This is a genomic window from Arthrobacter sp. zg-Y844 (genome assembly GCF_024385465.1).
Classification (GTDB): Bacteria; Actinomycetota; Actinomycetes; order Actinomycetales; family Micrococcaceae; genus Arthrobacter_B.
In genome coordinates, this window is record NZ_JANFLS010000001.1 from 653906 (window position 1) to 673739 (window position 19834).

The 19834-nt window shown below is 65.8% G+C and carries 19 protein-coding genes and 1 tRNA gene; 13 read left to right on the top strand and 7 right to left on the bottom strand.

Translation table 11 applies throughout. The features are described from left to right. The first annotated feature begins 207 nt into the window (after positions 1–207). Positions 208–2196: an acetate--CoA ligase gene (gene acs, locus NNX35_RS03055; RefSeq protein WP_255862521.1), complete on the top strand. Its 1989-nt coding sequence runs from the start codon at positions 208–210 to the stop codon at positions 2194–2196. A 68-nt stretch (positions 2197–2264) separates the two neighbouring features. On the opposite strand, the gene NNX35_RS03060 is transcribed toward acs, so the two are convergent. Then, the gene (locus NNX35_RS03060) at positions 2265–2687 is read right to left on the bottom strand and encodes an organic hydroperoxide resistance protein (RefSeq protein ID WP_255765064.1); all 423 of its coding nucleotides are present in this window, start codon (positions 2685–2687) and stop codon (positions 2265–2267) included. 87 nt (positions 2688–2774) lie between these two features. Here NNX35_RS03060 and NNX35_RS03065 point away from each other — a divergent pair, with 87 nt between their 5' ends. The 3 genes from NNX35_RS03065 to aroQ all read left to right on the top strand — a co-directional run bounded on the left by NNX35_RS03065 (position 2775) and on the right by aroQ (position 5249). Then, positions 2775–3350, top strand: a complete 576-nt coding sequence (locus tag NNX35_RS03065) for a TetR/AcrR family transcriptional regulator (RefSeq protein WP_255866950.1) — start codon at positions 2775–2777, stop codon at positions 3348–3350. Between the two features lie 139 nt (positions 3351–3489). Further along, complete coding sequence (locus tag NNX35_RS03070) at positions 3490–4788, top strand: MFS transporter (RefSeq protein ID WP_255866951.1); 1299 nt, start codon at positions 3490–3492, stop codon at positions 4786–4788. Next, positions 4785–5249: a type II 3-dehydroquinate dehydratase gene (aroQ, locus tag NNX35_RS03075; protein ID WP_255765068.1), complete on the top strand. Its 465-nt coding sequence runs from the start codon at positions 4785–4787 to the stop codon at positions 5247–5249. Before NNX35_RS03070 ends, aroQ begins: the two co-directional genes overlap by 4 nt. 31 nt (positions 5250–5280) lie before the next feature. Here the strand turns inward: aroQ and NNX35_RS03080 are convergent, their stop codons facing one another. Beyond that, the gene (locus tag NNX35_RS03080) at positions 5281–6462 is read right to left on the bottom strand and encodes a MarP family serine protease (protein ID WP_255765069.1); all 1182 of its coding nucleotides are present in this window, start codon (positions 6460–6462) and stop codon (positions 5281–5283) included. Between the two features lie 220 nt (positions 6463–6682). Here NNX35_RS03080 and NNX35_RS03085 point away from each other — a divergent pair, with 220 nt between their 5' ends. Further along, complete coding sequence (locus tag NNX35_RS03085; RefSeq protein WP_146360700.1) at positions 6683–7360, top strand: Crp/Fnr family transcriptional regulator; 678 nt, start codon at positions 6683–6685, stop codon at positions 7358–7360. Positions 7361–7462: 102 nt separating this feature from the next. Here the strand turns inward: NNX35_RS03085 and NNX35_RS03090 are convergent, their stop codons facing one another. From NNX35_RS03090 to NNX35_RS03100, 3 genes are read right to left on the bottom strand one after another with little or no spacing between them, the layout of a single operon-like run. Next, complete coding sequence (locus NNX35_RS03090; protein WP_304661042.1) at positions 7463–8374, bottom strand: NUDIX hydrolase; 912 nt, start codon at positions 8372–8374, stop codon at positions 7463–7465. Then, the gene (locus NNX35_RS03095; RefSeq protein WP_255866953.1) at positions 8367–8849 is read right to left on the bottom strand and encodes a RidA family protein; all 483 of its coding nucleotides are present in this window, start codon (positions 8847–8849) and stop codon (positions 8367–8369) included. Before NNX35_RS03095 ends, NNX35_RS03090 begins: the two co-directional genes overlap by 8 nt. After that, positions 8846–9004, bottom strand: coding sequence for a DUF4177 domain-containing protein (locus tag NNX35_RS03100; protein WP_227919175.1), 159 nt, complete (start codon positions 9002–9004; stop codon positions 8846–8848). The genes NNX35_RS03095 and NNX35_RS03100 overlap by 4 nt, the downstream gene beginning before the upstream one ends. Positions 9005–9039: 35 nt before the next feature. Between NNX35_RS03100 and NNX35_RS03105 the strand changes: the two genes are divergently transcribed. From NNX35_RS03105 to NNX35_RS03115, 3 genes are all read left to right on the top strand, one after another. After that, positions 9040–11397, top strand: a complete 2358-nt coding sequence (locus NNX35_RS03105; RefSeq protein ID WP_255866954.1) for a transglycosylase domain-containing protein — start codon at positions 9040–9042, stop codon at positions 11395–11397. Further along, positions 11397–12347 (top strand): metallophosphoesterase, encoded by a 951-nt coding sequence (locus NNX35_RS03110; protein ID WP_370646933.1) that lies wholly within the window; start codon positions 11397–11399, stop codon positions 12345–12347. Before NNX35_RS03105 ends, NNX35_RS03110 begins: the two co-directional genes overlap by 1 nt. Before the next feature lie 142 nt (positions 12348–12489). Next, positions 12490–12566, top strand: a tRNA-Pro gene (locus tag NNX35_RS03115). 66 nt (positions 12567–12632) lie between these two features. Here the strand turns inward: NNX35_RS03115 and NNX35_RS03120 are convergent. Together NNX35_RS03120 and purD are read right to left on the bottom strand one after the other, a co-directional pair. Next, positions 12633–13538 (bottom strand): phosphoribosylaminoimidazolesuccinocarboxamide synthase, encoded by a 906-nt coding sequence (locus NNX35_RS03120; protein ID WP_255866955.1) that lies wholly within the window; start codon positions 13536–13538, stop codon positions 12633–12635. After that, entirely contained in the window at positions 13535–14878 is a 1344-nt protein-coding gene (gene purD / locus NNX35_RS03125) for a phosphoribosylamine--glycine ligase (RefSeq protein ID WP_255866956.1), read from the bottom strand. Before purD ends, NNX35_RS03120 begins: the two co-directional genes overlap by 4 nt. A gap of 307 nt (positions 14879–15185) precedes the next feature. On the opposite strand from purD, the gene NNX35_RS03130 reads away from it, so the two are divergent. From NNX35_RS03130 to purM, 5 genes are all read left to right on the top strand, one after another. Beyond that, the gene (locus NNX35_RS03130; RefSeq protein WP_255866957.1) at positions 15186–16190 is read left to right on the top strand and encodes an asparaginase; all 1005 of its coding nucleotides are present in this window, start codon (positions 15186–15188) and stop codon (positions 16188–16190) included. A 4-nt stretch (positions 16191–16194) separates the two neighbouring features. Beyond that, positions 16195–16560 carry a sterol carrier family protein gene (locus NNX35_RS03135; RefSeq protein WP_255765076.1) on the top strand — a complete coding sequence of 122 codons (366 nt, stop codon included), beginning with the start codon at positions 16195–16197 and terminating at the stop codon, positions 16558–16560. Between the two features lie 80 nt (positions 16561–16640). Next, entirely contained in the window at positions 16641–16961 is a 321-nt protein-coding gene (locus NNX35_RS03140; protein ID WP_255765077.1) for a hypothetical protein, read from the top strand. 50 nt (positions 16962–17011) lie between these two features. Next, a complete protein-coding gene (purF, locus tag NNX35_RS03145; RefSeq protein WP_255765078.1) occupies positions 17012–18571 on the top strand; it encodes an amidophosphoribosyltransferase in 1560 nt (519 codons plus the stop codon). Next, positions 18568–19677 carry a phosphoribosylformylglycinamidine cyclo-ligase gene (purM, locus tag NNX35_RS03150; RefSeq protein ID WP_255765079.1) on the top strand — a complete coding sequence of 370 codons (1110 nt, stop codon included), beginning with the start codon at positions 18568–18570 and terminating at the stop codon, positions 19675–19677. The genes purF and purM overlap by 4 nt, the downstream gene beginning before the upstream one ends. Positions 19678–19834: the final 157 nt, after the last annotated feature.

Genomic DNA, 19834 nt, shown 5'->3' on the forward strand with positions numbered 1-19834 from the left:
AGACAGCCTAATCAACGACGGCGAGGCAGACTAGCGCGGGGGCGGCGCGTCCCGGCGGAGTGACATACCGCTCACCGCATAATCGCGCCGTTTTGTAACCGATTATGTGAGCGCGGACACAGTGGCGTAAATCCGGGGATAGGGTGGTTTGCAGCCATGCACGATTCCCCTAGTGATGGTTTTTCAGCGAAGTGAAAGGGTTCAACCATGTCTGATCAGTCCCCTGCAAAGAAGCACGGAGACGCCTTCGAGAACCTGCTGCATGAGAGCCGGAGCTTCCCGCCGAGTGCCGAATTTGCAGCATCCGCAGTGGCCCGGCCCTCGCTGTACGAGGAGGCGGCAGCCGAGGGCCCCGAATTCTGGGCGCGGCAGGCGCGGAGCATTCTCTCTTGGGAACAGGATTTCACCCAGGCGCTGGACTGGACTGATGCTCCGTTCGCCAAATGGTTTGTCGGCGGCAAGCTCAACGCGGCGTACAACGCCCTGGACCGGCACGTCGAAGAAGGCCGCGGAGACCGGGTGGCCATTTACTTCGAGGGCGAACCCGGGGATACGCGCACTTACACCTATGCGCAGCTGACCGAAGAGGTCAAGAAGGCGGCGAATGCGTTCGAATCCCTGGGTGTCGCCAAGGGCGACCGCGTAGCGGTGTACCTGCCGATGATCCCCGAAGCGGTTATCACCATGCTGGCCTGCGCCCGGATCGGCGCCGTGCACTCGGTGGTCTTCGGCGGTTTCTCCGCCGACGCCCTGCGCAGCCGGATCGATGACGCCGAGGCGAAGCTTGTGGTCACGGCGGACGGCTCCTACCGCCGCGGCAAGCCCAGCGCACTCAAGCCCGCCGTGGACGAAGCCCTCGCCAAGGACGGCCATACCGTCGAAAACGTGCTGGTGGTCCGCCGCAACGGCGAGCCCGTGGAGTGGAACGACGGCCTGGACCGCTGGTGGCACGACGTCGTGGACACTGCGAGCGCCGAGCACACCCCCGTAGCCCACGACTCCGAGCATCCGTTGTTCATCCTCTACACCTCGGGAACCACGGGAAAGCCCAAGGGCATCCTGCACACCACCGGCGGGTTCCTCACCCAGACTGCCTTTACGCACCTGAACACCTTTGACCTGCACCCCGAAACGGACGTGTACTGGTGCACCGCGGACATCGGCTGGGTTACCGGCCACAGCTACGTCGCCTACGCCCCGCTGATCAACGGAGCCACGCAGCTGATTTACGAAGGCACCCCGGATACCCCGCACCAGGGCCGCTGGTGGGAGCTGGTGGAGAAGTACAAGGTCTCCATCCTCTACACCGCGCCCACCGCCATCCGCACCTGCATGAAGTGGGGCCGGGACATTCCGCAGAAGTACAACCTCGACTCCATCCGGGTACTGGGCTCCGTGGGCGAACCGATCAACCCCGAAGCGTGGATGTGGTACCGGCAGGTCATCGGCGCCAACGGCGGCAAGAAGGAACACCCCGCCCCCATCGTGGACACGTGGTGGCAGACGGAAACCGGCGCCCACATGATCGCGCCGATGCCCGGCATCACGGCCACCAAACCGGGCTCTGCCCAGGTGGCCGTCCCCGGCATTTCAGTGGACGTGGTGGATGAGATGGGCGAATCGGTGCCCAACGGGTCCGGCGGTTTCCTCGTGGTCAAGGAACCCTGGCCGTCCATGCTGCGCGGCATCTGGGGTGACCCGGAACGCTTCAAGGAGACCTACTGGTCCCGGTTCGACAACATGTACTTCGCCGGTGACGGTGCCAAGAAGGACGAGGACGGTGACATCTGGCTCCTCGGCCGCGTGGACGACGTTATGAATGTCTCCGGGCACCGGCTCTCCACCACGGAGATCGAGTCCGCCCTGGTCAGCCACCCGTCGGTGGCCGAAGCCGCCGTCGTCGGCGCTGCGGACGACACCACCGGAGAAGCCGTGGTTGCCTTCGTGATCCTGCGCGGCAGCGCAAAGGACGACGACGACATTGTCACCACCCTGCGCAACCACGTGGGCAAGGAGATCGGTCCCATCGCCAAGCCGCGGCACATCCTGGTGGTTCCCGAACTGCCCAAGACCCGCAGCGGCAAGATCATGCGCCGGCTGCTCAAGGACGTGGCCGAGGGCCGCGAAGCCGGCGATTCGAGCACGCTGGCGGACAATACAGTGATGCAGCAGATTGCGGCTTCGCTCAAGAAGTAGGCCCCGCAGACAACAGCAGGTGCCGTCCCCTGATCGGGACGGCACCTGCCGTTGTTTAACCGTGCGGCTTAGCCGACGGTGACGTCCAGGTTCACGTCGATGTTGCCGCGGGTGGCGTTGGAGTAGGGGCAGACCTGGTGGGCGGCCTGGGTCAGCTTGTCCGCAGTGGCTTCGTCGACGCCGGACATCTCCACGTGGAGTTCAACGCCCAGCTTGAAGCCGCCGTCGTCGTTCTTGAAGATGCTGACGTCCGCCGTCACGGCGGCATCCGAGATTGGTGCCTTTTCCGCGCGGGCAATCATCTTCAGTGCGGAGAGGAAGCATGCGGCGTAGCCGGTGGCAAAAAGCTGCTCCGGGTTTGTACCTTCGCCGGAACCGCCCATTTCGGTCGGAGTGGACAGGTTCACCTCGAGCTTGCCGTCGCTGCTACGGGCTTCACCGTTGCGGCCGTCGCCGGTGGCGGTGGCGGCGGCAGTGTACAAAGCGCTCATGGGGAACTCCTTTTGTGGGGAAAAGTCGGTAGACCTCAAGGTAGACTAACTAGTACGTCTACTGCAAGTGAGGGAGTCAGGGGAACCATGATGGCAGCTACATCCGTGCGGGAGCGCATCCTGGCACAGGCCTCTCTCCTGTTTTACCGAGAGGGAATCCGGGCAGTCAGTGCCGACAAGATCATTGCCGCTGCCGGCACCACGAAGGTGACCTTCTACCGCTACTTCCGCTCGAAGGATGACCTCGTGGTCGCTTACCTGCGGGAGCAGTCGGCGGCAATGCGGGCACGGGCCGCGGAGCTGGACCCGGATCCGTGCACCGGATTGCTGCAGTTCGCTGAAGCGATGGGTGCCGAGGCCTGCAGCGCAGGCTTCCGCGGCTGCCCGTTCATCAATGCGGCGGCGGAATATCCGGACCCCGGCCATCCCGTCCGGGTGGTTGTTTCCGAGCACCGCGCGTGGCTGCATTCCCTCGTCACCGAACGGCTGCAGCAGCTGGGCATCGCGGACGCCGGACAGCTCGCGGACCAGCTGCTGATGCTGCGGGACGGCGCAATGGTGCATGGATACGTGGCGGACGGCACCGCCGTCGAACCGGCACTGATCACCGCCGGAAGGGCGCTGGTTCTTCCCCGCCTCCCGAAACCGGGACAGCCCTCCTAGCTCCGCGGAAATCCGGGCCGATGTGACATTGGACTCATGGACTTGGTGAAAGCCGCCGCTGCTAGGACAATTCCTGTCTGTGTCTACTACACCCGCACCGGCCGCACCAGCCGCACCCCCCACCCCCTCCTCTTCCAAGATGGCCCGCAAAGTTGCGGGCGCCTCGTTTATCGGCACCGCTTTGGAGTCCTACGACTTCTATGTTTTCGGCACCGCCGCAGCCCTGATCCTGAACCGGATTTTCTTTCCCGACGTGGATGCAGCGACGGGCATCCTGCTGTCCTTCCTGACCCTGGGCATGGGCTTCATCGCCCGGCCCCTGGGCGCCATTCTTTTCGGCCACATCGGTGACCGGGTAGGACGCAAAACGTCCCTGATCGGAACCATCGTCCTGATGGGTACCGCCACCGGCGCCGTCGGCCTGCTGCCGGACTACAACACCATCGGGATCTGGGCGCCGCTGCTGCTGGTGGCGCTGCGCCTCCTCCAGGGCCTGGCCGTCGGGGGTGAATGGGGCGGTTCCATCCTGATTGCCACCGAGCACGCCGCTCCCCGAAAGCGGGCGCTGTACGCGGCCATCCCGCAGATCGGTTCGCCGGTGGGCACCATCATGGTCACCGGCATCTTCCTGCTGCTCACCCAGGTTTCCGACGAGGACCTGGCGGCCGGGGTCTGGCGCATTCCGTTCCTGCTGGCCTTCCCCTTTATGGGCATCGCCCTGTACCTGCGGCTGGCCATCGATGAAACCCCCGTTTTCAAGGGCGTGGCACAGGACCACCAGATCACCCGGGTTCCGCTGCTGGAGGTGCTCCGCACCCAGTGGGCTGCAGTCCTGGTGGCGGCCGCGGCTGCACTGCTCGGTATCGGCTCCTACTTCCTGATGACCACCTACACCCAGTCCTACGGCACAACTGTGCTTGGGCTGTCCGAATCCACGGTCCTAAACGCGGCCTTGGTCGGTTCGGTGCTGCAGCTGGCAACTATCCCCGCGTTCGGTTTCCTGGCCAACCGGATCGGTTCGGCACGGATGGTGATGGCCGGAGCCGTGGCCACCCTGCTGATCTCCTTCCCGCTGTACTTCATCATCAGCAATGCCACCGCGCCGGTCTACATCCTGACCATCCTCATCGGCGGCATCGCGCCGACGGCGGCATGGGCGGCACTGGGCGGGTTGATGGCGGATCTGTTCCCGGCCCGAACCGGCTTCACCGCCATGTCCCTGGCCTACAGCCTGGCCGGCATCCTCTCCGGGTTCACCCCGTCCATCACCCAGGTGTTCTCCAACGCAACCGGCGGTGCGTGGTGGCATCCCGGCGTCGCCCTGGCCCTGATGTCCCTGATCACCATTGCCGGCGCGCTGGCCGCCCGCCGCATGACAGCGCGCAACACGGCCGCCGTGCAGCCTTCTTATCCAAGCTCCGGCATAGTTAAGCCATGACTGCAGCCGGAACCCGCAACCTCCTCGTCCTTAACGGCCCCAACCTGAACCTGTTGGGCACCCGCGAACCGGCGATCTACGGCAGCTCCACCCTGGCGGATGTGGAGGCCGCGGCAATGGCCGCGGCCTCCGCCCACGGCTGGACCGTGGACTGTGTCCAGTCCAACCACGAAGGCGATCTGATCGATGCCATCCACGCGGCGCGCGGCACTGCGGACGGCATTGTCATCAATCCCGGTGCCTACAGCCACACGTCGGTGGCCATCCCGGACGCCTTGTCCGGCGTGGAGCTGCCGGTGGTCGAGGTTCATCTGAGCAACATCCACCGCCGCGAGGAGTTCCGCCACCACTCCTTCGTCTCCGCGGTGGCGGAGGTAGTGATCTGCGGGGCCGGTATCAGCGGCTACCGCATGGCGGTGGACTACCTGATCGGGTCCGCGGGCGGCCGGGCCGCGGAGTAGCCATGGCCGGCACGGCGCAGCTGGGGCAGGATTATTTGCTGGTGCACTGGCCGGCGGAAACCGGGCTGTCGTAACCCGGTGCGGCGTCAACCACAGGGCCGACCTCAGCCAGTGAGAGGGCATAGCCGATCGGCTGGTCGCTGGTGGTCTTGGCGAAAATGATGCCGGCGAGGCGGCCGTCCATGTCCAGCAGCGGCCCGCCGGAATTACCCTGCTGCACGTTCGCGGCCAGGGTGTAGACCTCCAGCACCGTGGGGGAGGTTCCGTAGATATCCCGGACCGACACGTTGGACAGGCCCTCGACGCTTGCGGCCTGCAGCCGGAACGGGCCGCCTGCCGGATAACCGGCAAAGGCCGCGGTGGTGCCGGCCGCAAGCGGCTCGCCCACGGGGACGGGATCGGCGTCGAGCCCTTCCACAGCGAGGACGGCCAGGTCGCGTGCTGAATCGAAGTGGACCACCCGTCCGGGGAGCACGCTGCCGTCGGGGACCTCCACCACTGGTTCGTTCACGCCGGCAACCACGTGTGCGTTGGTGAGCACGCGGTCATCCGCCACCACAACGCCTGACCCTGTCTGGTTCTGACCGCACTGATACGCCGTGCCGGTGATTTTGAGGACCGACGCCGACGCGGTCCGCAGCTCCTCGGAGTCCACCTCCGCGCTGGGCGGGACAGCCGTTTGGGGTGCGGCGCTGTCAAGGATGGTCGGCAGCCCCTCGGAGACAGTGAAGGAACGAATCTGCGCACTCCAGGTCTTCACCTGCTCGGGGGTGGCATCGTCAATGGTGGTGAGTACCTTCGAGGCGGCAATCTGCTGGGACAGGAACGGAACGCCCAGCGTCGTCACGCTGAACGCAAGCATGGCCATGACCAGCGCTGCCACTACAAGGTTGGCGGCACCGCCGAGTACGCGGTCCAGGAACTTCAGCGGCGGGAAATTCAGCCACCTGCGGATCATTCCGCCAAGCGCGGCCCCGGCCGCGTGGCCCACGAGCACCAGGACGACGGCCGTGGCAATGACCACCGTCAGCCGCCAGCCGTTATCCGGGACCCATTCGGCAACCAGCGGAATGGCAAAGAAGGCGCCAACGGCGCCGGCAACGAATCCCACGATCCCGCCGAGGGTCACCACCAGTCCGTTGCGCAGTCCTGCAACGAGGTAGAAGATCAGGACGAGGAGCAGGATGATGTCCAGAAGTGTCAGTCCGAGCACAAAGAGCTCCAAGCGTGTCAATCGGGTGGCCGGGCGGTGGAAGGCCGCTGCAGTGCGAGTTTATAGGGACAACCTCCGGAACCCGTTATCAGGATTGACCCGGCGCCTGTGGTCCTGCCCTCTTTTTCGGACCTATCGGTGAACAAACGTGCTTTAGGTATCACTAGGGGGTGACGTGCGGCAAGATAATAAGGAGAGACCACTATTTACAGGAGATTTCATGGATATCGAGGTACTGCGCCGCGCGCCGTTGTTCGCCTCTCTGGGAGACGACGTCTTCGCCGCCCTGACCGAAGAGCTCACTGAGGTCGACCTCTCACGCGGCGCCTCCGTCTTCCGCGAAGGCGATCAGGGCGACCAGCTCTATTTCATCGTCTCCGGCAAGATCAAGCTTGGCCGCTCCGCCCCGGACGGCCGGGAAAACCTGCTGGCGATCCTCGGCCCGGGCGAACTGTTCGGCGAGATGGCCCTCTTTGATCCCTCGCCCCGGAACGCCACGGCAACCGCCGTTTCCGAAACCCGCCTTGCGGGCCTGCGGCACGAGAACCTGCGCGCCCTGATTGAAACCCGCCCCGAGGTTTCCGTCCAGCTGCTGCAGGCACTGGCCCGCAGGCTTCGCCGGACGAACGAGTCCCTGGCGGACCTCGTGTTCTCCGACGTTCCGGGCCGCGTGGCAAAGGCGCTGTTGGACCTGGCGGACCGCTTCGGTCGTCCCGCGACCGACGGCATCCTGGTTGCGCACGAGCTCACCCAGGAGGAGCTGGCCCAGCTGGTTGGCGCCTCCCGCGAAACGGTGAACAAGGCCCTCGCCGAGTTTGTCCAGCGTGGCTGGCTGCGCCTGGAAGCCCGCGCGGTTGTCATTCTTGATGTCCAGCGGCTGCGCCAGCGCTCCCGCTAAAGGCACGAAACACCAACAACGGCGGCGCCGGTCCCTGGGACCGATGCCGCCGTTGTTGGTTGAGATCCGTGCACGTTTGTGCACCGGCCGAGCCGAGGCCGGCTAACGCCCGTGCTGGGAGGATCCTTCGGTGCCGCCACCTGGGCGGACGGCTACGCAGGGCTTCCCATCAACCTCGACCAGTTCCGGCTGGTAAACGGCCGCGGGCCGGCGGCTCGAAAGATACGCGATACAGCCTCGGGCGGACGCTACCTTTTCCAGGGTGAGTTCGACGGCGGGAACCACCAATTCGCCCAGGGTCAGCCCGGTCGTGTCCGGCTGGCCAATTTCGTCGCCCAGCTCGGTGCTGTCCCGCGCGGCAATGACTTCCGCCGCCGGTTTCCAGTCTGCCCAGACACCTTTACCCTCCAGCAGGGTGGCATCCTGGCCCACCGGCTGGACCGCGGCAAAGTAACGGGTATCGAAGCGCCGGAGCGCAAAGTCGGCGCTGTGCCAGTTGGAGAGCGGGCGCAAAAGGTCAGTGCGCAGGCCGAGGCCGCGCTTTTTAAGCAGCTCCAGGAAGGATGCCTCCTGGGTGGCAATGGCCGTCCGTGCAGCCATCCATTCCGGGCCGCGGTTGCTTTCCAGCAGTGTGGACTCGTCGGGGCCGGCGAGCAGGATGCCGGTTTCTTCGAACAACTCGCGGATCGCGGCCACGACGTGGCGGCGGGCGAGCCGCGCGTCGTCGGCACCCATGGACTTCGCCCACAGTGCCGGGGCCGGACCGTACCACGCGACCTGCGCGTCGTCGTTCTCTTCGATGCTGCCGCCCGGGAAGGCGACCTTACCCAGGGGCGATTCGCCGCGCCGGTAGGAAAGGTACGTCTGGGTACCGCGCGGGGAGTCCCGCAGCAGCACCACCGAGGACGCCAGCCGCGGTTTGCGGGGCGTGCGGTCGGGGCGCTCGAACCATGTCTGGGCCGCCACTCGGTCCGCTGGGGCTACCGGGAAAAGCCGGACTGTGGAGTTAGGCAAATTCAACGATCATTTCTACTTCAACAGGCGCGTCCAGGGGCAGGACCGCGACGCCGACGGCGGAACGGGCATGGCTTCCCGCTTGGCCGAAGACATTTCCCAGCAGCTCGGAAGCACCGTTTATGACGGCCGGCTGGCCGGTGAAGGAAGGGTCGGAGGCGACGTAGCCCACCACCTTCACCACGCGTACCACGCGGTCAAGGTCACCAATCTGAGCCTTCACGGCGGCCAGGGCATTGACGGCGCAGATGGCCGCGTAGGACGCGGCCTCCTCTGCGCCCACTTCGGCACCGACCTTGCCCGTGGCCGGCAGGACCCCGTCCACAAACGGCAACTGGCCGGAAGTGTGGACGAGGTTTCCGGTGATCACGGCCGGAACGTAGACGGCCACCGGAGACGCGACGGCCGGAAGGCTCAGGCCCAGTTCCCGGAGCCTGACCTCAACAGCCGAGACTGCACCGGCAGCGCTGGTCACTGGTTTTTTTCGCGTTTCATGTAGGCGACGGAACCGGTTCCGTTCGGCGCCGAAGCGATCTGTACCAGTTCCCAGCCTTCGTCCCCGTGCATATTGAGGACTTGGCCGGGTGTGTGCAGTGGAAGAGGCGTAATGAAGTATTCCCATTTGGTCATAAGGGAAAGCGTAACGTGCTTGTAGACTGTCTCGCATGGCAGCACGCAAATCACCGTTCTTTGACACGGCGACCACTCTCGGGAAGCTCGTCGCGTTCTTCGGCATCAGTGCTCTTTGCGGAGTCCTGGCTGCCGGTCTCCTGGTTCCCGTAGCCGCAGCAGCAGGCACAGCCGCATCCGGATCCATCCAGTTCTTTGACCAGCTTCCCTCGGAGCTGGAACGCGGGGCACTGGCCACGCCGTCAAAGATCTACGCAAACGACGGCTCCCTGATCGCCACGGTGTACGAGGAGAACCGCCAGCCGGTGACCCTCGACCAGGTGTCGCCGAATATGGTGGATGCCATGCTGGCCATCGAGGATGACCGGTTCTACGATCACGGCGGGGTGGACCTGCAGGGCATCATGGGGGCCCTTGTGTCCAATGCCACCAGTGACAGCACGCGCGGTGCTTCCACCATCACCCAGCAATACGTAAACAACGTCATCATTGACACCAACATGCAGAACAACGAGGAAGTTGTTTTCAGCGGCGGTAAATCGGTTGGCGACAAGCTTCGCGAAATGAAGCTTGCAATTGCGGTGGAAAAAGAGCTCAGCAAGGACGAAATCCTTGAGGGCTACTTCAATATCGTTCCGTTCAGCGGCACCACGTACGGCGTCCAGGCTGCGGCCCGCTACTTCTTCAACGTTGATGCCAAGGACCTGACCATCGCCCAGTCGGCCCTGCTGGCCGGCGTCGTCAACGGTCCCACTTTCTACAGCCCGGAGCTGAACCCCGAGCGCGCCCTGGAACGCCGGAACCTGGTGCTCCAGGCCATGTTGGATAAGGGCCGCATTGCGCAGGCAGACTTCGACGCCGCTGTTGCCACCGGACTGGACCTGCAGATCACGCCGGTATCGAGCAACTGCGTTGGTGCCTCACAGGCCCCCTATTTCTGTGACTACGTAACACGCCTTGTGCTCAACGACGAGAACTTCGGCGCCACCGAGGAAGATCGGGACAAGCTGCTCAAGCGCGGCGGCCTGACCATCAAGACCACCCTGAACCCAACTTTCCAGAATGCCGCGCAGACAGCCGTCAACGAAACGGCCAATCCGGACACCACCGACGCTGAGATCGGCCACGCGATGGTCAGCATCGAACCGGGCACCGGCAAGATCCTGACCATGGCCCAGAACACCCGGTACACGCCGGAACTCGCGGACGGCAACTCCGTCCAGAACTTCAACGTGGACGTCAACCAAGACGGTGATCCAAGCAAACCGCTCAACGGCTTGGGTGGTTTCCAGCCCGGGTCCACGTACAAGCCGTTCACAGTTGCTGCCTGGCTGGATTCGGGCAAAACCCTGAACACCACCCTGAACGGGTCCAAGCGCACCTACCCCGCGGGGCACTCCTGGAACGCCAAGTGCCTGCCCGGCGGCCGCTACGTTGCACTTGAACCGTGGACGCCCATCAACTACGGCGACACGAACTACAAGAGCACCACCGTCCTGGACGGCCTGGCGCAGTCCTACAACACCATCACCCTCGCGGAGATCAACCAGCTGGATTTGTGCTCCTTCCAGGAAATCGCCTTTGCCGCAGGAATCCACAACGGCAAGAGCTCGGAAGGCAAAGAGGACATGCTCTCCGTCGACCCGCCGTCCACCTTCGGCGGCGGCGGCGACGCCTCTCCGCTGTCCATGGCCACCGGTTTTGCTACTCTTGCCGCCGAAGGCGTGAAGTGTGACCCCATTGCGCTTGAGTCCGTCACCGGCGCCGACGGCACCGAATATCCGGTTCCGGAGCAGTCCTGCGAGCAGGTGATGCGCAAAGAGGTTGCCCAGGGCGTCAATATGGCCACTCAGCGGGTGATGACCAACGGTTCCGGTGTGAACCTGCAGGTCGGTGTTCCCACCGCCGGCAAGACCGGCACCAACGACACCCGCTCGCAGACCTGGTTCATGGGCTACAGCACCGGAATGGTCACCGCCTCGTGGATCGGCAACTGGAAAGCCAATAACACCACCATGTCCGACAAGCTGATCGGCGGACGGACCTACCCGGAAATCGACGGCTCCCTGATCGCCGGTCCCTCCTGGAAGAATTACATCCAGCGGATTGCCGGCCAGTACGAAGCCAACGCGTTTACCGCTCCCCCGGCGAGCATGGTCGGCAACACGGCACCGCCCCGCGCCACTCCGCCGGCTTCCCCGCCGGCATCCCCTGCCGCAGATCAGGGGCCTGGCAACGGCGGCGGCAACAGTAACGGCGGTAACGGCGGCGGTGAAGGCGGCGGCAACGGTAACGGTGGCGGCAACGGTAACGGCGGTAACGGCGGCGGTGAAGGCGGCGGCAACGGTAACGGCGGCGGCAACGGCGGCGGTAACGGCGGCGGTAACGGCTAGTGGCTGATTCGACCCTCACCTCCGTGGTGCGGAAGGCAGCATGGCTGGCCGGCGGCCTCGCCGGCACCGGCGCTGCGGCCTTCGCCTACGGCTCCCTGATAGAACGGAACCTCTTCGGTGTCCGTGAAGAAACCGTCCGGGTCCTGCCGACCGGAAGCGCTCCCCTGCGGGTCCTGCACCTTTCGGACATCCACTTTGTTCCCGGACAGGAGCGGAAAGTCCGCTGGCTGCAGGGCCTGGCTGAGCTGGAACCGGATCTGGTAGTCAACACCGGCGACAATCTCAGCCACCCGCAGGCAGTACCAGCCGTGCTTGAGGCGTTGAAACCCGTGATGCGTTTCCCGGGCGTCTTTGTCCCGGGCTCCAACGACTACTACGCCCCGGTCCTGAAGAATCCGTTCACATACTTCACCGGCCCCTCCAAGCATCGGCGCGAACCTGAGAAGCTGCCTTGGGGCAGCCTCTTCGACTCCTTCCAGGACGCCGGCTGGCAGAACCTGACCAACACCAGCAGTGTGATGGACCTGCCCGGCCTGCGCCTGAACTTTTCCGGAGTGGATGACCCGCACCTGGGACGGGACAAATATCAGGGCTTTGCTCCGTCCGGCGTATCCCCATCCCCGGGAAACAACGCAGCACCCGAAGTGAAGATCGGCGTCGCCCACGCTCCCTATCAGCGCGTGCTCAACGAGTTCACCGGCGGAGGCGCCGAGATCATCCTCGCGGGGCACACCCACGGTGGACAGGTCTGCATTCCCGGCTACGGCGCCCTGGTCAGCAACTGCGACCTGCCGACCTGGCAGGCCCGCGGCCTGACCTCCTGGGCACACGCAGGACGCCGGGTGCCGCTGAACGTCTCCGCCGGCATCGGCACCTCGCGCTACGCACCGGTGCGCTTTGCCTGCCGTCCCGAGGCAGTCCTGCTGACCCTGACGGCGCGGGACACCTAAGCCCGGATCGGGCTCCGGACCGGCCTTCCGCAGGGGCCGCCGGAGAGGTTCAAGACGTCCGTTTCGCGGAATCGGGATTTGTCTAGTATCCTTGTAAAGTTGCTTCGCGAGGTCGTCAAACACTTCAGCGGAACAGTGGTTACGGGGTGTGGCGCAGCTTGGTAGCGCGCGTCGTTCGGGACGACGAGGTCGCAGGTTCAAATCCTGTCACCCCGACCAGAAAGGGCCGGTCAGAGAAATCTGACCGGCCCTTTTGCGTTAAGGTGCCAAGAGCACATGCCGGGACTAGACGAACTTCTCCCCGGTAAGCCGTTCGTAGGCCTCCACATACCGGCTCCGGGTGCGTCCGACGACGTCGTCCGGGAGGGCAGGGGGCGGCGCATCGGAGTACCGGTCCCAGCCCGAGGCCGGTGAGGTAAGCCAGTCCCGCACATATTGCTTATCGAAGGACGGCTGGGCCTGGCCGGGTGAATACAGTGCCGCGTCCCAGAAACGGGACGAATCCGGGGTCAGCACTTCGTCCCCCAAAGTGACCGCACCGGTCACCGGATCCTTTCCGAACTCCACTTTGGTATCCGCAAGGATGATCCCGCGTTCCCGTGCGACGGCTTCTGCCCGGGTGTAGATCTGCAGCGTCAGCGTACGCAGCTCTTCCGCCGTGCCGGGGCCCACTGTGTCCACCACTGCCTCATAGGTGATGTTCTCGTCATGTTCGCCCTGCTCGGCCTTGGCCGAGGGGGTAAACACGGCCGGTTCAATCCGCGAACCGTCCACCAGCCCGGCAGGCAGCGGCAACCCGCATACTGTGCGGGAGGCCTGGTACTCGGCCAGCCCGGAGCCGGTCAGGTAACCGCGCGCAATACACTCCACCGGGTACATCTCCAGCTTTTTGCAGATCATCGCCCGGCCGGCCACCGCCTCCGGAACACCCTCCCGCGCGGAAATCACATGGTTCGGGATGTCCCCCAGCTGGTCAAACCACCAAAGACTGAGCTGGGTGAGGATCCGGCCCTTGTCCGGAATGGTGCTGGCCAGCACGTGGTCATACGCGCTGATCCGGTCGCTGGCCACTACCAGCACGCGGCCGGCGTCGTCCCCGTCCCCTTCGGGCACGTACAGATCGCGCACCTTGCCCGAATACACATGCCGCCAGCCGGGCAGCTGGGGCGCACGGCCCGTACCGTCACTCATGCGAGTTTCCCTTCGCGGGCCACTTCGGCCTCCGGCTCGGCGGTGCTGCCCGGCTGCCCCGAGCTGCCTTCCGGAACCCGCACTTCGCCGCGGGCAGCCTTCAGGGCAATATCGGTGCGGTGCTGGGACCCTTCGAGCCGGATCAGATCGACGCCGGCGTAGGCACGGTCCCTCGCCTCGTTCAGGTCCGAACCCAGCGCGACAACGGAAAGTACCCGCCCGCCGGCGCTGTGCACTTTGTCCTTCTTGAGCTTGGTCCCGGCGTGCAGCACGTGTACGCCCTCCAGCCGCCCGGCTTTCTTCAGCCCGCGCACCCGGTCACCGGTCCTCGGCTTGCCCGGATAGTTTTCTGCTGCGACCACGACGGCGACGGCGGGGCGCGGGTCCCATTTCAGCTGTTCCATGGCGTCCAGCTCCCCCTTGGCCGCCGCCATCAGCAGCCCGCCGAGCGGTGTCTTCAACCGGGCCAGCACCGCCTGCGTCTCCGGGTCACCGAAGCGGGCGTTGAATTCGATGACCCGCACCCCGCGCGTCGTCAGGGCAAGCCCGCAGTAAAGCACGCCCACGAAAGGGGTGCCGCGGGAAGCCATTTCGTCGATGGTCGGCTGCGCAACCCGGCGGACTACGTCCTGCACCAGCCCGGCCGGTGCCCAGTCCACAGGCGAGTAGGCGCCCATGCCACCGGTGTTGGGGCCGGCGTCGTTGTCGAAAATCCGCTTGAAGTCCTGGGCCGGAGCCAGCGGCACCACATGCCGTCCGTCCGAGAGCACGAAGAGCGAGACCTCGGGGCCGTCCAGGAATTCCTCGATCACCACGGTTCCGCCCGCCTCGAAGCAGGCGCGGGCATGCTCCAGTGCTTCGTTCCGGTCCGAAGTCACCACCACGCCCTTGCCCGCGGCCAGCCCGTCGTCCTTGACCACGTACGGGGTGCCGAAGGTGTCGAGTGCGTCGGCGGCTTCCTCCATGGTGCCGGCCATGCGCGCCATGGCCGTGGGAACGTTGGCGGCCGCCATGACCTGCTTGGCGAAGGCTTTGGAAGCTTCGAGCTGGGCGGCGGCCCGTGACGGACCGAACACGGCAAACCCCGCCTCCCGCAGCGCGTCGGCCACACCTGCCGCGAGCGGTGCTTCCGGCCCGATGACCACCAGGTCGGAACCGAGGGAGCGGGCCAGTTCCGTGACCGCGGAGGGGTCGGTGGCCTCGACCGGGTGGACCGGCACCAGCTGGGCAATGCCTGCGTTCCCGGGTGCCGCGTGGACCTCGCGGACATAGGGATCAGCTAGGAGCGCTCGGACAAGGGCATGTTCGCGGCCGCCGGGGCCTACTACGAGAACCTTCACAGTAGATCAGGGTACTTGCTGGGATGGACCGCCTGAAAGCACCTGCCCAACATGACGCCGCGGCACGGATTGCCCGCCGGGATGCCTGCCCGCGGCAGCTTGGCATCCGTGGCTACCTATTTGCCATTCGTCCGGTACCTGCAGGCCGGCGTCCCTTGCAGGTAGCCCCGAGGCGGATCGATAGTGGAAGTGCGGGCGCTGCAGCGGTGCGGCGCATACCGAGGAACGGCGGGGGGCAGCGAGATCGACGGCGGTGCCGGGGCCGTCATCGCCGGTTCGCCCCCCGCACCCCTTTAGACTGAATAACATGAACGCAACTTTTACCGCGTCCGACGCCGTTGAACTGGCAGTGCTGGAGCGCAACGGTTTTATTGAATCCCGCCACATCGGCTCCGCCGTCGTGATGGCCGCCGACGGCACCGTGGTCACGGCACTCGGTGACATCACCACGCCGATCTTCCCCCGCTCCACGCTCAAGCCGTTCCAAGCCGTCGCGGCCATGCAGTCCGGGGTGCCGCTGCGCGGGCCGCAGGTGGCACTTGCCGCCGCCAGCCACGTCGGCTCCCGGGAACACACCGACGTCGTCCGCGGCATGCTGGCCGCCGCCGGCGTCACCGAGGGGCACCTGCAGTGCCCCGAGGACTGGCCGCAGGACACCGAGGCTCGAAATGAACTCATCCGCGAAGGCAAGGGGCCTCAGCGGATCGCATTCAACTGTTCCGGCAAGCATGCCGCCTTCCTCTGGGCGTGCACCGAGAACAACTGGGACCACGCCACCTACCTGGATCCCCAGCATCCGCTGCAGCGCCGCATCGCAGAGGTGATCGAGGAGTTCACCGGTGAAACCGTGCAGCACTGGGCGGTGGACGGCTGCGGCGCGCCGCTGGCCGCTGTCTCGCTGACCGGGCTGGCCCGCGGCATCGGCCGGCTGGCCAAGGCGCCGTCCGGCAAGCACGGCAACGCCCGTGCGGCAACGGTTGCCACCGCGATGCTCGACTACCCGTGGGCGGTGCACGGCCACGGCCGCGAGAACTCGGTTGTGATGGAGGACCTGGGGATCATCGCCAAGAACGGCGCCGAGGGTGTCCTGGTGCTGGGCACCGACACCGGCGTTGCCGTGGCGCTGAAGATGCTCGACGGCAATACCCGCGCCGCATCCCTGGTGGGCCTGACGCTGCTGGCTGCCAGCGGCGCCGTCGATCCGCTGGCCGTGGAGAAGGTGCTGACCAAGATCATGCAGCCGGTACTCGGCGGCGGACAGCCCGTGGGAAGCCTGCGGCTGGGTGCGCCGGTCACGGCGCTGCTGGGCTAGAAGCGTGGCACGGCGCCGGATCTCGGGCGAAGACGGCAGGGCCGCCCTGCAGGCAGCGGCAGCCGGGGCAACTGACCGCGGCACCACTGCCATGGCAGTGCGGTATGCCCTGGAGGAACTTGCCGAACGCGCCCCCGGCAACAGCGTCGAGGTCCGGGTTCCGCCCTTCGGGGTGACCCAGTGCGTGGCCGGCCCCCGGCACACCCGCGGCACTCCCCCGAACGTCATCGAGACCGACGGCGCCACCTGGCTGGCGCTGGTCACCGGCCGGCAGTCCTGGGCCGACGCCGTTGCCGCGGGGAAGGTGGCCGCCTCGGGGCTGCGCGCGGACCTTTCCGAGGTCCTGCCGCTCTTCCGGACCGGGTCCTAGGATCCCCGGCCGGGATCCGTCCCGTCCGCGCCTGGTTTCCATCGGCAAGCGGGAGAGTGCCCGGCCGGTAGAATCGAAGCATGGTTTCCGAGCAGCACAGCCCTGAGCGCCGCGAGATTACGGTCCGCCGCGCTCCCCGTTTCGTCCCTTTCCTGGCACTGGGCGTGGTTGCCGGGTTTATTGCTGCCCTCTTCGTCGCTTACGGCGGGGCCGAGAACCCCAGCTTCACGCGTGAAGCCACCCTCGGGTTCTTCACCGTCATGTTCGGCCTCCCGGGGCTGCTGCTGGGCGCCTTGACCGCCCTCATCCTGGATTGGATCAGTGTCCGCAGGGCCCGCCGGTCCATGGTGGAAAGCGTAGATCCCGCGGAACCGGAGAGCCGGGAACAGCCGTCGTCGTAACGGTTGCGCGCACAGCCCGCGCCGACGGTTGTCCATGAGACAATTCACACATGGCACGTGGAGACGGACAGCTTTCCCATGATCTGATGCCCGGAGAAAAAGGCCCGCAGGATGCCTGCGGAGTCTTCGGAGTCTGGGCCCCCGGCGAAGAGGTGGCGAAGCTTACCTATTACGGGTTGTACGCCCTGCAGCACCGCGGACAGGAGTCCGCCGGCATAGCAACCAGCGACGGCAACCGCATCAGCGTATACAAGGACATGGGGCTGGTATCCCAGGTCTTCGACGAAACCACGCTCAATACACTTTTGGGGCACATTGCGGTGGGGCACTGCCGGTATTCGACCACCGGAGCCTCCCACTGGGCCAATGCCCAGCCCACCCTCGGCGCCACCGCGAGCGGCACCGTGGCCCTGGCGCACAACGGCAACCTGACCAACTCCGCTGAACTGTATGAACTGATCCTCGAGCGCGAAGGCCGGCCCCGCTCCGGCGAAATCGCCCAGGGCAACACCTCCGACACGGCATTGGTCACCGCTTTGCTCAACGGCAGCGACGGACGCTCCCTGGAGGACACGGCCATGGAGCTGCTGCCGAAACTGCGCGGCGCGTTCTCCTTTGTGTTTATGGATGAGGGCACCCTCTACGCCGCGCGGGACACCTACGGCGTCCGGCCGCTGGTGCTTGGAAGGCTGGAGCGTGGCTGGGTGGTGGCCTCCGAAGGCTCCGCCCTCGCCACGGTGGGAGCCAGTTTCATCCGGGAGATCAAGCCGGGCGAATTCATTGCCATTGACGAATCCGGGGTCCGCAGCCGCACCTTCGGGGAGCCGACGCCGGCCGGCTGCGTGTTCGAGTACGTTTACCTCGCCCGCCCCGACGCCACCATTGCCGGCCGGTCGGTCTACGAATCCCGGGTAGAGATGGGCCGCCAGCTGGCACGGGAAAACGCGGTCGAGGCGGACATCGTGATCCCGGTTCCGGAATCCGGCACCCCGGCGGCAGTGGGATACGCCGAGGAGTCCGGCATTCCCTTTGCCCACGGGTTCGTCAAGAACTCCTACGTTGGCCGTACCTTCATCCAGCCCAGCCAGACCCTTCGCCAGCTCGGCATCAAACTGAAGCTGAACGCCCTCGAATCGGTAATCCGCGGCAAGCGGGTAGTGGTGGTGGATGATTCCATCGTGCGCGGCAATACGCAGCGTGCCATTGTCCGGATGCTGCACGAAGCCGGCGCCCTCGAGGTCCACGTGAAGATCTCCTCTCCCCCGGTGAAGTGGCCGTGCTTCTACGGCATCGACTTCGCGTCCCGGGCCGAGTTGATCGCCAACGGCGCTGCCGTGGAGGAAATCCGCGCGTCCATCGGTGCGGACAGCCTGGCGTACATTTCCGAAGACGGCATGATCGATGCGACCCTGCAGCCGCGGGAACGGCTGTGCACGGCGTGCTTCACCGGTGTCTACCCGATCGAACTGCCCGCCGCGGACCGGTTGGGGAAGAACCTGCTGGAACCTGCCAATCCCGCGGAAGCCGCCGGATCCAACGGCTGTGACCCGGGACCGGACAGCGAATACGAGAACCTGCTTACCGACGCCGAAAAGAAAGAAGCCGTATGAACGCCACCTCCATCACCTACGCGTCCGCAGGAGTGGATGTCGAAGCCGGCGATAAAGCCGTTGAACTGATGAAGGCGGCCGTCAAGGCCACCCACAATCCGTCGGTGCTGGGCGGAGTGGGCGGTTTCGCCGGCCTTTACGATGCCTCGCGGCTGCTCAGCTACCGGAAGCCGCTGCTCGCAACGTCCACGGACGGCGTCGGAACCAAGGTTGCCATCGCGCAGGCCATGGACATCCACGACACCATCGGCTTCGATCTCGTGGGCATGGTGGTGGACGACATCGTGGTGGTGGGAGCCGAGCCGTTGTTCATGACGGACTACATCGCCTGCGGCAAGGTGGTGCCGGAGCGCATCGCCGACATAGTCCGCGGCATCGCGGCGGCCTGCGAGGTGGCCGGCACGGCGCTGGTCGGCGGGGAAACCGCCGAGCATCCGGGCCTGCTGGGTGAGCACGAGTACGACGTCGCGGGCGCTGCCACGGGCGTGGTGGAGGCGGACCGGCTCCTCGGCCCGGACCGGGTGCGCCGCGGCGACGTAGTCATCGGTATGGCATCTTCGGGGATCCACTCCAACGGCTACTCCCTGGTCCGCCGCGTCATCAACCATGCCGGGTGGCAGCTTGAACGCCAGGTTTCCGAACTGGGACGCACCCTGGGCGAGGAACTGCTCGAACCTACCCGCGTCTACGCCGCGGATTGCCTTGACCTCGCCCGCTACGAGGCGGCCGGAGTGCATGGTTTCAGCCACGTGACCGGCGGCGGGTTGGCAGCAAACCTGGCCCGTGTGCTGCCGAAGGGGTTGCAGGCCACGGTGGACCGCTCCACCTGGGAACTGCCGCCGGTGTTCAAGCTGATCGCTGAACTGGGCAACGTGCCTCAGCCGGACCTTGAACGGACGCTGAACCTCGGTGTCGGCATGGTGGCGATCGTCGATGCAGGAAGCGCGGAGGCCGCCCTCGAGCGCCTCGCGGCCCGCGGCGTCCCTGCATGGGTCATGGGCACCGTCGGCGGGATTGAAACGCCGTCCGGCGCCGATTCCGATTTTGTGCAGGGCGCCAAGGGCGTCGACGGCGGTGCCGTCCGCTTGGTCGGGACCTACGCCTGAGCGCTCCGGCCGGGTAGAGCAAGGCCCCGCACCGGATACGCCGGTGCGGGGCCTTGACCTAAGAGAAACCTACTTACAGGCTTAACGCCAATCAGCGGACCCACCCTAAGGTGATCCGCTGAAGGAGGCAATTGGCCAACGTCGTTGAGGAAATTAC

Excerpts from the sequence above, each read along its gene's own strand:
- NNX35_RS03085 (WP_146360700.1), top strand. The coding sequence starts at position 6,683 with ATGGATATCGAGGTACTGCGCCGCGCGCCGTTGTTCGCCTCTCTGGGA.
- NNX35_RS03065 (WP_255866950.1), top strand. The coding sequence starts at position 2,775 with ATGATGGCAGCTACATCCGTGCGGGAGCGCATCCTGGCACAGGCCTCT.
- aroQ (WP_255765068.1), top strand. The coding sequence starts at position 4,785 with ATGACTGCAGCCGGAACCCGCAACCTCCTCGTCCTTAACGGCCCCAAC.
- NNX35_RS03100 (WP_227919175.1), bottom strand. The coding sequence starts at position 9,004 with ATGACCAAATGGGAATACTTCATTACGCCTCTTCCACTGCACACACCC.
- NNX35_RS03105 (WP_255866954.1), top strand. The coding sequence starts at position 9,040 with ATGGCAGCACGCAAATCACCGTTCTTTGACACGGCGACCACTCTCGGG.
- NNX35_RS03060 (WP_255765064.1), bottom strand. The coding sequence starts at position 2,687 with ATGAGCGCTTTGTACACTGCCGCCGCCACCGCCACCGGCGACGGCCGC.
- acs (WP_255862521.1), top strand. The coding sequence starts at position 208 with ATGTCTGATCAGTCCCCTGCAAAGAAGCACGGAGACGCCTTCGAGAAC.
- NNX35_RS03140 (WP_255765077.1), top strand. The coding sequence starts at position 16,641 with ATGGTTTCCGAGCAGCACAGCCCTGAGCGCCGCGAGATTACGGTCCGC.
- purF (WP_255765078.1), top strand. The coding sequence starts at position 17,012 with ATGGCACGTGGAGACGGACAGCTTTCCCATGATCTGATGCCCGGAGAA.
- NNX35_RS03130 (WP_255866957.1), top strand. The coding sequence starts at position 15,186 with ATGAACGCAACTTTTACCGCGTCCGACGCCGTTGAACTGGCAGTGCTG.
- purM (WP_255765079.1), top strand. The coding sequence starts at position 18,568 with ATGAACGCCACCTCCATCACCTACGCGTCCGCAGGAGTGGATGTCGAA.
- NNX35_RS03120 (WP_255866955.1), bottom strand. The coding sequence starts at position 13,538 with ATGAGTGACGGTACGGGCCGTGCGCCCCAGCTGCCCGGCTGGCGGCAT.
- NNX35_RS03070 (WP_255866951.1), top strand. The coding sequence starts at position 3,490 with ATGGCCCGCAAAGTTGCGGGCGCCTCGTTTATCGGCACCGCTTTGGAG.